Here is a 12,211-nt window from a genome sequence, read left to right on the forward strand (position 1 = left end):
CTCGAATGTGGCTCAATTGCCCCATGGAACAACCTCGCAACAGCCGAATCAACAAAGACCGTTGGGCCTTGGACCAGATACGCTACCATCTCGACAAGCCCATGGCGCCCCGGCGCGACATTAAGAGCGTGGCGGATATTCTCAAGGATGTGGTCGAGGGCTTCGAGGTTCCCGTTCAGGACAATGTGCGCATTTTACGCGAGGCCTGGCCCAAACTGGTGGGAACCCAGATTGCCAAGCACTGCGCCCCCGGGTTTATCAAGGATTACCAGTTGCACGTATTCGTCGATCATCCCGGTTGGCTACCGGAGCTCGAACGAATCAAACGAATGCTTCTGCAAAAACTCCAAGGCAACTACCGCGAACTAAACATCCGCGGCCTCCGCTTCTCGCTGCAGCATTAGGGAAAAGCATGTAGTCCCGCCTTCAGGCGGCCAGGTTGGGTTGGCCGTCTACTATTTCCTCCTTCGCCGATGCTTGCCTCGCAGGCGGGGCTTGCCGGTCTTCAGGTCGGGTTCGATGCGTGGCTGGCGCTCCCGGCGACGGGGCTGGGAAAGTTGGTCGGCCATCACGAAGTCGATGAAGCCGCGGGCGGCATCGACCTTGGCCAGCGCCACTTCCACCTCCTGGCCGATGGTGAATTTGACCTTCCCGGCCTTGGTCTGCGCCTGGGTCATCTGCTCGTTGGCCACGAGCCAGTCGGAGGTGATGGAGGCGAAGGTGACCATGCCGCGCTGGAGCGAGTCGGGCAGTTCGACAATCATGCCCTTGCCCTTGATGGCAACGATGTAGCCCTTGAAGGTGGCGGTGGGCGACGTGTTCATGGTTTCGGAATAGTATTCGATCCGTTTGGTTTCGGTGCTCTTGCGCTCCAGCTCGTCGGCCTTCTTTTCGGTCTCGTTGCAGTGCATGGCAATCAGCTCGATCTTGTCGGCGGCCATGCCGAATTCCTGCCCTAGTTCAACCGCCTTCAGCATGCGGTGCACGAGCAGGTCGGGATAGCGGCGGATGGGGGAGGTGAAGTGGGTGTAGTCGTCGAACGCGAGTCCGAAGTGGCCGACCTGGGTGGCGGAATATTCGGCGCGCTTGAAGTTGCGCAGGATGGCGAGGTTGGCGGTATATTCAACCGCCGTGCCCGCCGCCAGCTTGACGGCCTGGTTGATCTCCTGCCGCGTCTGCGGCAGGGCGGGGATGCCAAGCGCCTGCAGCTCCATGCCCATGGCGGCCCATTGTTCGTCGTCCGGTTCCTCGTGTACGCGGTAGATGGCGGGCTTTTCGGCGGCGATCAGGATTTCGGCCACGGCCCGGTTGGTCAGCAGCATGCAGTCTTCGATCAGTCCGTAGGCCTCTTTCGACTCGGAACGCGGCATCATTTTTTCGATCCTGCCCTGCTCGTTGAGCTTGATTTCGATCTCCGGGGTGTTGATTTCGACCGAGCCGTTGGCGACGCGCAACGCGCGCACTTTTTGCACGAGCGGCCAAAGGTTTTCCAGGCGGTGGAGAACCAAGTCGGGAATCCCGTGGTCGTGTTCCCCATCGATGAACCGTTGCACCTGGGTGTAGGTCAGCCTCGCCTTGGAATGGATGACGGACGGGTAGGTTTTGTAGCCGAGCATGGCGCCGTCCTCGCTCAAATGGATTTCGGCGGTATGGGAGAGATGGTCGTTTTCGGGATTAAGGCTGCAGACTTTGGTGGTCAGCTCCTTCGGCAGCATCATGACGGCGCGGTCGACCAGGTAGATGCTGTTGCCGCGCTTGAAGGCCTCCTTGTCGATCAGCGAGCCAGGCCTGACATAGGTGGAGACATCGGCAATATGCACGCCGAGCGTCCAACCGCCGTCGGGGTGGGGTTCGAGCGATACGGCATCGTCGTAGTCCTTCGCGGTTTCGGGGTCGATCGTGAAGGTGACGGCATCGCGCAGGTCGGTACGGCCTTCCATTTTATCGGGGGTAACCTCGCCCGAGAGCGCATTGGCTTCGGCCACTACGTTTTCCGGGAATTCCTCGCGGATGCCGGCGTCGGCGAGCAGGCTGTCCACATCCACGCCGGGGGCGGATTTTTCGCCGAGGTCTTCGAGGATGGAACCCGTGAGGGGTTTATAGGGATCGATCCAGTCGTTGAGTTTGACGAGTACCTTGTGGTTTTCGGGAATATTCCGCGTGTCTTCGATCCGGACATCGTGCCGGAAGCCGGGGGCATCGGGAATGATGTAGGAATAGTATGGCGTTTTCTTGAGCAGGCCGACGGTTTGCTCGGTTGCCCGTTCAATCACCTTGGCAACCCGGCCCTCGGCGCGCAGGTCGGTCTGGCCGCGCCGCTCGCGCTGGCGCTCGGCGTATTCGGAGTGGAACACTTCGATCGCCACCTTGTCATCGGGCAGGGCAACGCCGCAGTTGCGGTCGGAAACATAGATTTCGGACTCGCCCTCGGTGTCGGGGATAAAGATGGCGCCGCCTTTGGCCATCATTTTGAGGGTGCCGACCACCTCGTTGCCGGCCTGCGGCAACCCCCAGCGGTTCTTGCGGAGGCGGACGATCTTGCCGGCGTCTTCGAGGGCGTAGAGATCGTGGCGAAAATCGGAGCGCTGTCCCTTGGAAACGATATTGAGCGCCCGGGCCAGCTCGTGCTGTTTCATGGGGCGGTAGCCGGGGGCGGATATAAATTGGAGGATTTGGGTGTCGAAGCTCATCGGTGGTTCCTTTATTGTGGCACGCAACTTGTTAATGGAATCGCATGAAAGTAATTTTTGTAAGCAGTGAAATAGTACCATTCGCATCGACTGGCGGTCTAGGAGATGTTTTGGCGTCTTTGCCGAAGGCATTGGCGAAACAGGGTGTTGAAGTCATCCGCATGATACCGCTCTACCAGGATATCGATCGCGAGAAGTATCGCTTGAAAAAGTGCGATGTGGAGTTGCACATACCGCTGGGGCACGCCTGGTTCCAGGGGCGGGTCTGGATGCAGGAGGCATACGAAGGCGTGACGACCTACTTCATCCATTGCCATGAATTTTTCCAGCGTCCGGGAATCTATGGCACGGAAGACCATGGCTACGCCGACAACTTCGAGCGTTTTCTCTTTTTCCAGAAAGCCGTGGTTCGGTTGATCGATGAATGGGGTATGAAACCCGACCTCGTGCATTGCAACGACTGGCAGGCGGGACTGGTTCCCATGCTGCTCCACCATGGCATCGACGGCCATTTCCGCAATGGGTGCGAAAAGACGCTGATGACCGTCCATAACCTGGCGCACCAGGGCTGGGCCCCGGCGGAAAAGTTCTATATGACCAACCTGCCGGATAGTTGCTACACCATGCATACGCTGGAGTTCTTCGGCGAGATCAACACGCTCAAGGGCGGGCTCGTCGCGGCGACGGCCATTAATGCGGTGAGTCCAACCTATGCCGAGGAAATCAAGACACCGGAATTTGGATGCCGGCTCAACGGGGTGCTCTATCACCGCCAATCCGTGCTCCACGGCATTCTCAACGGGATCGACTACAACCGGTGGAATCCAGAAACAGACCCATATATTCCAGCCAACTATTCCGCATCCGATCTCTCCGGCAAAGCCACGTGCAAGGAAAGCGTGCAGCAGGACTGCGGGTTCAAGGTTGATCCGCGGATTCCGCTACTGGGCATCATCACCCGTCTGGTGCCGCAAAAAGGCATTGATCTTTTGCTCGGGGCCTTCGACCAGGTCCTCGCAACCGGCGCGCAGTTTGTTTTGCTGGGCACGGGGGATGATCGCTATGAAGAGGCGTTTCGCACGTTGGCCGAGCGCCACCCAGAACAAGTCCACTGCTGCATCGAGTTTTCATTCGAAAAAGCGCACTGCATCGAGGCCGGCTCCGATATTTTCATGATGCCTTCCGAGTTCGAACCGTGCGGGCAGAACCAGTTGTACAGCATGCGCTATGGGACCATCCCGCTCGTTCACGGGGTCGGCGGACTCGAGGACTCGGTGGTCGATTATAGTCAAAAGGGCGGAACCGGTTTCAAGTTCCACGGCTACCGGGTGGAGGCCTACGTCGAATGCCTGGAGCGCGCCCTGAGGGTCTACCACGATCCCGGACGCTGGAAAACGCTGATGAAACGCGCCATGAAGCAGGACTTTTCCGTCGTCCACATGGCCAAGGACTACATCGCCCTCTACGAAAAAATCCTGAAGCAATAGGTTTATGACCGCGAAGACGCAAAGAAGCAAAGGAAGATTTTTCTTTGCGTCTTTGCGTCTTCGCGGTCGAATTAAAGATTTGCTGAGGAAACCCGTCAGTGAAGCGGCGCATTTGAAAAGCGGACGATGGGGTGAGCAACAAGCAGCAAGGCTCTTGAAATCCAAGGGGTGGAAAATCGTCGGCGAGCGCGTCCGCGTGGGCAAGCACGATGAGATCGACATTATTGCCGAAGATGCGCCGGCCTTGGTTTTTGTCGAGGTGAAGACCCGGAAAAACGAGACGTATGGCCGACCGTTTTCCGCCGTGAATACGGAAAAGAAAAAACGCCTTTCCCGTGCTGCAGTCGCCTACCTCAAAAAGAAAAAAATCAAACCGGACTATATCCGGTTTGATGTGGTCGAGGTCATCGGCGAGCCGGACGGCGATGCGCCGGAAATCCGGCACATCGAAAACGCCTTCCAGCTCAATTCAAGCTATAAGCTGTGGTGGTAGGATTAGTGCTGGTGTTTTTCGCCGAAGTAGGTGTGCTCGAGTTCGTGCAGGAGTCCCTTTAGTTTTTCCACGTTTGCCAGATCGGTCGTCTGCTTGGCCTTCATGGAATAGACGATGATCTGATGCAGCACCTTGAGGTTTTCCTCGTAGTGGTCCATGTCGGGTTTGATGCGCTGGGCGAGGAAATAGTAGGTCACGATTTCCGTCAGCTCGTCGGCATGTTTTTCCTTGTTGTTGACCCATCGAACCGTTTGGTTCTGGCTTTGCCCGGCCTCGATCTGCTTCATTGATTTTTCAATGGTGGTCACATGCTCTTCCATCATGTGGATGCGCATCTGGTCATCGTAGATCCCGCAGGGGATCTGGCAGTGAGCCTGCACCATCGTGATCGTGACGGCTGAAAGCAAGACCATAATGGTCAGATATGCGGCTGTTTTTCTCATGGGTTTGCTCCTTCTGTTGGGGGTTATCGTTTGAGTGTGTTGAAAATGCGGTCGCCCGCGTCGCCTAGGCCCGGGACAATGTATGCATTTTCATTGAGGTGGTCGTCAATGGCGCAGGCGAAAATATCCACATCGGGATGGGCCTCCCTAACCTTTTCGATTCCCTCGGGTGCTGCAATGACACACAGCATGGAGACATGCTGGACGCCCCAGCGTTTAACCATTTCAATTCCTTCGCAAGCGGAACCGCCGGTGGCCAGCATGGGGTCGAGCACCAGGGCCAACTCCGGGGGGTGCTCGGAAAACTTTTGGTAATACTCAACCGGTTGCAGGGTGGCTTCGTCGCGATAGAAGCCCAGATGCCAAACCTCGGCCTGGGGAATCAAGTCCTGCACCGCCTCCGACATGCCCAGCCCGGCCCGGAGAATCGGAACCAGCCCAACCCGGGCGCCCAGTTCCTGGCATTCGGTTTTCATGATGGGGGTTTCAACTTCGACCGGTTGCAACGGAAGTTTTGCCGTTGCTTCGTAGGTCAAGAGAAGGGTCAGGCGCCGCACCAGGTCGCGGAAGGCATGCGGCGGCGTGTGTTTGTTGCGCAAGGAGGCCAAGTGGTGTTTCACAAGCGGATGTTTAAGTTCGACTACCTTGCCCATGGGGACGCTCCTATTTTGCATATTCGACACAACGGGTTTCGCGGATGACCGTTACGCGAACGGTGCCCGGAATCTTGACTTCGTTTCCGATTTGCTTGGCAATGTTCTTAGCCAGCAGCGAGGTGCCGTGGTCGTTGAATTTTTTCGGTTCGACCATGATGCGGATTTCCCGGCCGGCCTGGACGGCATAACTGCTTTTGACCCCGGCATATTGGTTGGCGATTTCCTCGATCTTTTCCAGCCGCTGGATATACAGGTCGGTGGCCTCCATCCGTGCGCCCGGCCTGGCGGCGGTGAGCGCATCGGCGGCATCGCAGAGCACCGCGTAGACGCTCTCGCGTTCCATGTCTTCGTGGTGCGAACCGACCGCATTGTAGACAATCCGGTCTTCGCCGTATTTGCGCAGCAGGTTTGCCCCCAAGACGGCATGGCCGCCTTCCGCTTCATGATCAATTGCTTTTCCGATATCGTGGAATATGCCGATGCGCTTGGCGATCTTGGCATCGAGCCCCATTTCGGTGGCCATGAGCGCCATGATGTGCGCGGTTTCGATGGAATGGTCGAGCACGTTCTGCTTATAGCTGGTGCGGAACTTGAGCTTGCCCAGGGTGTGAACCAATTCCGGGGCAACCCCGGTGAGTCCCAGGCCAAAGAGGGCTGTCTCGCCGGCGTGGCGGATGGTTTCGTCGATTTCCTGGCGTACCTTGGCCACGGTTTCCTCGATTCGGGCGGGATGGATGCGACCGTCTTCGACCAAGCGCTCCAAGGCAACCCGCGCCACCTCGCGCCGGATGGGATCGTATGACGACAGCACGACCACCTCGGGGGTTTCGTCGATCAGCACGTTGACGCCGGTTTCGGATTCGAACGACTTAATGTTACGCCCTTCCTTACCGATGATGCGTCCCTTGATGTCGTCGCTTTCCAGCGATACGGAGCTGGTGGTGAGGTCGCAGACGGTCTCTGCCGCATAGCGCTGAATGGCGGTGGCGATGATTTCGCGGGCGATTTTCTTGGCGTCTTCCTTGGCGACTTTCTGTACGTGCCTAACCAGGCCATTGGCCTCCGCCTGCAATTCGTCCTCCATCCGCTTCATGATGGTTTTTCGCGCCTCCTCCTTGGAGAGCGCGGCGGCATCCTCGATGCGGCTGGTTTCTTCGGCAATCAGCTTTTTGAGTTCCTGCTGCTGGCCAATAAGTTTTTCCTTGTGCTCACTGATTTCGGTCATGCGTCCCGTCAGCTGCACTTCCTTGGTGTTGAGCATGTCGAGCTTGCTGGACAGCGTTTTTTCGCGCTCGACCACGCGCTTTTCCAGATCCAGGATATCCTTGCGCTGGGCGGTCAGGTCGCGCTCCGAGTTTTCGCGGGCCCGTAGGATGGCATCCTTGGCCTGGACTTTCGCTTCGCGCCGGATAACATCGGCCTCTTTTTGGGCTTCGGTCAAGATGGCTTTGGACTGTTTGCTCGCGGCAATGGCATTCGTTTTCGTGATGTAGGCGTGGAAAAAGAATCCGAGCACCAGAAAGCCGATGCTGAGTATCAACTCATATCCGCTGTAATCCGTGAAATCCATGGTGAACCTCCGTTTCATGTTGGAACGCGCCCCATGGAAAGCCCGATGCAGTGAAGACGCATCATATGGGCGGCACGATCCCCTTATTTTGAAAACACAATCTATACTGTGACACAGTGCTTTGTCTAATGTTCGTTTTGAACTTCGACTATTTTCGTCTCAGTAACCACGAAGTTGACCGGAATGTCGTGCGCGGTGTGCGGAATTTCATCAAAAACCTGGAAGTCGAAGGCCACCGCCACGGAAATTCCGGGAAATCCATCGAGCAGTCGGTCATAGTAGCCCCCGCCACGCCCCAATCGGTTACCTTTCGGGTCGAAAGCGACCCCCGGAACCACCATCAGGTCGATTTCTTCAACGGAAACCAGCTCAACGCCGATGGGCTCATGGATCCCGTAGTGGCCGCTTTCAAAATGGGTCGCTGCGGTAATTTCCGCCATTTCATAGATTTTAAGGTCAGGGTTAAATGTCGGAATACAGGTTCGTTTCCGAAGCTTCCAGCATTCGGAAAAAAGCGGTTCAAGAATGACCTCCCCTCCGATGGCCTTGTAGAACGCCACCGATTCCGCGACCCTAAAGGCTTCCAGCGACAGGATGCATTCCACGATCCGACCGCTGGCGTCCGCCACCCAGCGTGGATCCAGCGCCTTGCGCCGGGCCGTCATTTCGCGGCGAAGCTGATGTTTTGTGATCAAGGCTTTTTCTTTCTCAGCGAGTTCCAGTATTCAATCCGCTTGCGAATGGTGTCTTCGTAGCCTTGGTTGGACGGTTCGTAGTAGACCTTGTCGGTCGGGATATATTCCTGGTCGACGAAGTGGCCTTCTCCGTTGTGGGCATACTGGTATTTCACATCGCCCTTGTCGGGCTTCGGGCCGCTCTGAAGATATTTTGGGACAGGCAGGGTGCGGCCGTTTTCCACATCGTTAAGCGCCTGGTTGATGGCCAGGTAGGCGGCGTTGCTCTTCGGGGCGCAAGCGAGATAGGTTGTGGCTTGCGACAGGGTGATGCGGGCTTCGGGCATGCCGATGAATTCGACGGCCTGCATGGCGGATACCGCCAGCGTGATGCCGCGTGGATCGGCATTGCCGATGTCTTCGGATGCAAGGATGATCAGCCGGCGCGCGATAAACCGCGGATCTTCTCCCGCATAAAGCATTTTGGCCAGCCAGTAGACCGCCGCATTCGGATCGGAGCCGCGGACGCTTTTGATGAAGGCGGAGATGGTGTCGTAGTGCTCGTCCTCGTCGTGGTCGTAGTTGACGGCCTTTTTCTGGACGGATTCCTCGATCTCATGGCGGGTGAGGTGAACCATGCCTTGGTCATCGGGTGGCGTGGTGAGGGCGGCAATCTCCAATGCATTGAGCGAACGGCGTGCATCGCCTTCGCAAACCGCAGCCAGGTGTTCGAGGGCTTCCGCGTCAGCGGTTACCAACCCGTTGAGACCGGTCGGCGCAACGAGTGCCCGTTCGAGCACCTTGACAATCGATGGCTCCGAAAGCGGTTGCAGCTGGAAGATCTGGGAACGGGAGTTCAGCGGGGTGTTGATGAAAAAGAAGGGGTTGTGCGTGGTGGCGCCGATCATGATGATGTCGCCGTTTTCGACATAGGGCAGCAGCACATCCTGTTGCGATTTGTTGAAGCGGTGGATTTCGTCGATGAACAGGATCGTGTCCTGCCCATTCATTTTTTTCCAGTGGCTGGCGCCTTCCAGGATTTTGCGAAGGATGGCGACATTGGCCAATACGCCGCTGGTGCGTTCGAAGCGGCGGTCGGTGGTTTTTGCAATCACTTCGGCCAGAGTGGTTTTGCCGCATCCCGGTGGCCCATACAGGATGATGCTGCTGATGCGATCGGCTTCGATTGCGCGACGAAGCAGTTTTTTGTCGCCCAGAATATGGTCCTGCCCAATGATTTGGTCCAACGTCCTGGGGCGCATGCGTGCCGCCAGCGGCGCAGTCCCCGCGCCTGCCTTCACTTTGGGTTTTTCGGATTGGCCGTTGAATAAATCCATCCGTGTAAGATAACGCTTGTTCGGAGGAATGGAAGTGCGTGATACGTGATTTTTCCGAAAGACAACGCGTGTAGGCAAGGGGAGATAGGAAATCCCCCCGGATCCCGAATCGACGGGTAGCGAAAAAGGACGAAGTAAGAAAAGGAACCCCGCGATGGCCGTCATTTAGGCGAACCTCTATCACCGTGTGATAGATGTGGGCGCAAATCAAACCGGATTCCAGAACCCTCCCTTGTTCAAGGGCATGTAGGCACCGGGCCGAAGCATAAGCTCCCTTTCAAGTAGCATTGGGTAAGAGGAGATGCCTATTGTTGCGAACCTCGTAGGGCTTTGCTCCTTTCCTTAACTTCTGGATTTAGACTAGCATTTGCCGTCGGTTGACACGATGAAAAAATGCCTCTTCGGGAGATTTCTTTGCGTTCAAATTTGCTAAATACCGATGGGTTGGATACGTTATGCTTATGGAGAGCATAAAAAAAATCCTGCTTGATAAGAACCATGCCGGCATTCAATTCTTGAAGTATTCCATGTGCGGGGGTTTTGCATTCGCGGCCGATGTTGCGGCCTTCTTCCTGGTGGCGTGGTTCTTCTTTCCGGCGCTGACGGAGGATGATCTTTTCGTGCGGCTTTTCCATCTGGACATCGAGCCTGTTTCGGAAAGCGTCCGCACGATCAACTTCGTGATCTGCAGTGCGTTTGCCTTCATGGCTTCCAATTTAGTTGCCTATGTGCTCAATGTGCTTTTCGTGTTCAAGGCGGGGAAGCACGGACGATGGAAGGAGCTGGGACTTTTCTATCTGGTTTCGGGAATCAGCATTGCCATCGGAACCGGGGTCGGCGCGTTGCTGATCAATGCGTTTGGTCTGGCGACAACCTATTCCTACATCGCGAAGGCATTCTCGGCAACCATGATCAATTATGCAGGCCGAAAGTTTTTCATTTTCCACGGATAGTGCGGCATAGCCATTCGATGATTCGTTTGGCGCACTCGGATTTGTCGATGGTGCCCCATGCATCGAACGACGCGGAAGCGCTGGCCAGGAAACTAAAGGTGCCGTTCCTTGCGCCAAGCGTGGCCGGTGTGTTGAGGACGATCCCGTCGAGGTTCTTGCGTTCGAGTTTGCGGCGTGCATGCTTCTCGCCATCCGAAGTCTGCAAGGCGAACCCGATGGCAATCTGGTTTCCGCTTTTGTTGGAACACAGGGTTTTCGCAATGTCCGGTGTTGCGCAGAGTCTAAGGATGAGGTCGTCCTCCGACTTCGCCATTTTTTCAAACCGTTTTTCCGCCGGGGCATAGTCGGCCACCGCGGCCGCGAAAATGACGGCATCGGAGGTCGGGAAAAGCTCGGTTGCCCGGGCCAGCATTTCGTTGGCGCCCACCACGTGGTGTATCCTGATGTTGCCACCGGGAACGGGAAGGTGGGTTTCGGCAACCGGGCCGGAAACGAATTCAACCATGAAATCCTGGGCAAGCGCTTGTTCGGCAAGGGCCTTTCCCATCAGTCCGCTGCTGGCGTTGCCGATAAATCGCACCGGATCGATGTATTCATGCGTCGGTCCGGATAAGATGAGGACTTTTCTGTTCATGGATAGGGTGTGGCAGGATCGTTGAATGACAGGATTATTAGATCTAAAGAAAATGATCCTGTCATTCCATCATCCCGTCTAAAACACGGAGTTCAGGATGATCTGGGCAATGACGGTCGGCGCGCTCATGCGTCCATAGCCCTGGGTTCCGCAGGCCATGCGGCCTTTTTCCGGGCCCACCTGGTGCCAGCCCAGCCGCAACAACTTGCGGGTGTTTTCGTTTACGACCGGTTGTTCCCACATCTGGAAGTTCATGGCGGGGCAAAAAATCCGCTTGCAGTTCGTCTTCAGGGAAAGCGCGCTGCAGCATACGATGTCGTCGCCAAACCCATTGGCCAGCTTCGCGATCGTGTCGGCCGTGGCGGGAACCACCGCAAAGGCGTCGGCTTCGGTGGCGGGATAGAGGTGGGGATAGATCACATCCAAGTCGCCCGATCCGGTGTCGGGGAAAATGGATGTGAGCACCTTTTGCTGGGAGAGCGCCGCAAAGGTGAGCGGGGCAACGAATTTGGTTGCCGCCTCCGTCATCACAACACGAACATCGCAATGGGCCTTAACCAATTGGCTGACGACATCCGCCGCCTTGTACGCGGCAATACCTCCGGTGATGCCGATGAGTACCTTCGGTTTCATAGTGCTGCTTCCCTTTGTGGTTTTCTGCTGGCTGCAATCATCAAAACCAGCGACCTGGAAGAACCCTTAGACTTCCATGATGTCTTTTTCTTTGGCCACGAGCATATCGTCCATTTTCTTGATGTGCTCGTTGGTTGATTTCTGGATCTCCTCCAAGGCGCTGTCGCGTTCGTCTTCCGTGATGTCGCCGTTCTTCTGCATGCCTTTGACCTGTTCGTTGGCATCGCGGCGAATGTTGCGAACGGAAATGCGTTGCTCTTCCGTGGTGCGCCCGGCCATTTTTACCATGTCCTTGCGGCGTTCTTCGGAAAGCTCCGGGATCGGCACGCGGATCAGGCGGCCATCGTTCATCGGGGTGATTCCGATGTTCGCAGCCACGATCGCTTTTTCAATCAGACCGAGCGAAGACGGATCGAACGGGTTGATCACGATCAGGCGCGGCTCGGGGGTTGAAATGTTGGCGATGTCGCGCAGGCGGGTTGGGGTGCCGTAGTAGTCCACGGTAATGGTATCCACCAGGGCCGGGTTGGCCTTGCCGGTTCGCAACCCGCTCAGTTCCTGTTGCAGGAACTGGACGGTCTTATCCATCTTGTCTTCGGTTTCCAAAAGTATTTCGTCGATCATTGTTCTCTCTCCTCGCC

At 56.5% G+C, this 12,211-nt stretch carries 13 protein-coding genes; 4 read left to right on the forward strand and 9 right to left on the reverse strand.

The window, feature by feature from the left end; translation table 11 throughout:
- The first annotated feature begins 23 nt into the window (after nt 1–23).
- The gene (locus E9954_RS06360) at nt 24–404 is read left to right on the forward strand and encodes a DUF721 domain-containing protein (protein WP_168442026.1); all 381 of its coding nucleotides are present in this window, start codon (nt 24–26) and stop codon (nt 402–404) included.
- Between the two features lie 51 nt (nt 405–455).
- Here E9954_RS06360 and E9954_RS06365 read toward each other — a convergent pair whose 3' ends face one another.
- Nucleotides 456–2,690 (reverse strand): ribonuclease R family protein, encoded by a 2,235-nt coding sequence (locus E9954_RS06365; RefSeq protein ID WP_168442027.1) that lies wholly within the window; start codon nt 2,688–2,690, stop codon nt 456–458.
- Nucleotides 2,691–2,734: 44 nt separating this feature from the next.
- Here E9954_RS06365 and glgA point away from each other — a divergent pair, with 44 nt between their 5' ends.
- Both glgA and E9954_RS06375 read left to right on the forward strand, forming a co-directional pair.
- Complete coding sequence (glgA, locus tag E9954_RS06370; protein ID WP_136078379.1) at nt 2,735–4,177, forward strand: glycogen synthase GlgA; 1,443 nt, start codon at nt 2,735–2,737, stop codon at nt 4,175–4,177.
- Between the two features lie 4 nt (nt 4,178–4,181).
- Nucleotides 4,182–4,670: a YraN family protein gene (locus E9954_RS06375; RefSeq protein WP_136078380.1), complete on the forward strand. Its 489-nt coding sequence runs from the start codon at nt 4,182–4,184 to the stop codon at nt 4,668–4,670.
- Nucleotides 4,671–4,672: 2 nt separating this feature from the next.
- Here the strand turns inward: E9954_RS06375 and E9954_RS06380 are convergent, their stop codons facing one another.
- The 5 genes from E9954_RS06380 to E9954_RS06400 all read right to left on the reverse strand — a co-directional run bounded on the left by E9954_RS06380 (nt 4,673) and on the right by E9954_RS06400 (nt 9,350).
- Nucleotides 4,673–5,113: a superoxide dismutase [Ni] gene (locus E9954_RS06380; protein WP_136078381.1), complete on the reverse strand. Its 441-nt coding sequence runs from the start codon at nt 5,111–5,113 to the stop codon at nt 4,673–4,675.
- Between the two features lie 23 nt (nt 5,114–5,136).
- Nucleotides 5,137–5,766, reverse strand: coding sequence for a uracil phosphoribosyltransferase (gene upp / locus E9954_RS06385; protein ID WP_136078382.1), 630 nt, complete (start codon nt 5,764–5,766; stop codon nt 5,137–5,139).
- A 10-nt stretch (nt 5,767–5,776) separates the two neighbouring features.
- The gene (gene rny / locus E9954_RS06390) at nt 5,777–7,339 is read right to left on the reverse strand and encodes a ribonuclease Y (RefSeq protein ID WP_136078383.1); all 1,563 of its coding nucleotides are present in this window, start codon (nt 7,337–7,339) and stop codon (nt 5,777–5,779) included.
- 125 nt (nt 7,340–7,464) lie between these two features.
- Complete coding sequence (locus E9954_RS06395) at nt 7,465–8,034, reverse strand: 5-formyltetrahydrofolate cyclo-ligase (RefSeq protein WP_136078384.1); 570 nt, start codon at nt 8,032–8,034, stop codon at nt 7,465–7,467.
- Nucleotides 8,031–9,350 (reverse strand): replication-associated recombination protein A, encoded by a 1,320-nt coding sequence (locus tag E9954_RS06400; RefSeq protein ID WP_136078385.1) that lies wholly within the window; start codon nt 9,348–9,350, stop codon nt 8,031–8,033. Before E9954_RS06400 ends, E9954_RS06395 begins: the two co-directional genes overlap by 4 nt.
- Before the next feature lie 461 nt (nt 9,351–9,811).
- Here E9954_RS06400 and E9954_RS06405 point away from each other — a divergent pair, with 461 nt between their 5' ends.
- Nucleotides 9,812–10,303 (forward strand): GtrA family protein, encoded by a 492-nt coding sequence (locus E9954_RS06405; RefSeq protein ID WP_168442029.1) that lies wholly within the window; start codon nt 9,812–9,814, stop codon nt 10,301–10,303.
- On the opposite strand, the gene E9954_RS06410 is transcribed toward E9954_RS06405, so the two are convergent.
- The 3 genes from E9954_RS06410 to frr all read right to left on the reverse strand — a co-directional run bounded on the left by E9954_RS06410 (nt 10,287) and on the right by frr (nt 12,191).
- On the reverse strand, nt 10,287–10,937 hold the full coding sequence (locus E9954_RS06410; protein WP_136078387.1) for a phosphopantothenoylcysteine decarboxylase domain-containing protein: 651 nt from the start codon (nt 10,935–10,937) through the stop codon (nt 10,287–10,289). The two genes, E9954_RS06405 and E9954_RS06410, sit on opposite strands and share 17 nt — an antisense overlap.
- A 78-nt stretch (nt 10,938–11,015) precedes the next feature.
- Nucleotides 11,016–11,570 carry a flavoprotein gene (locus tag E9954_RS06415; protein WP_136078388.1) on the reverse strand — a complete coding sequence of 185 codons (555 nt, stop codon included), beginning with the start codon at nt 11,568–11,570 and terminating at the stop codon, nt 11,016–11,018.
- Nucleotides 11,571–11,636: 66 nt separating this feature from the next.
- Nucleotides 11,637–12,191, reverse strand: a complete 555-nt coding sequence (gene frr, locus E9954_RS06420; RefSeq protein WP_136080159.1) for a ribosome recycling factor — start codon at nt 12,189–12,191, stop codon at nt 11,637–11,639.
- Between the last annotated feature and the right edge of the window lie 20 nt (nt 12,192–12,211).

It is taken from the genome of Pontiella desulfatans, assembly GCF_900890425.1.
GTDB classification, from domain to species: Bacteria; Verrucomicrobiota; Kiritimatiellia; order Kiritimatiellales; family Pontiellaceae; genus Pontiella; species Pontiella desulfatans.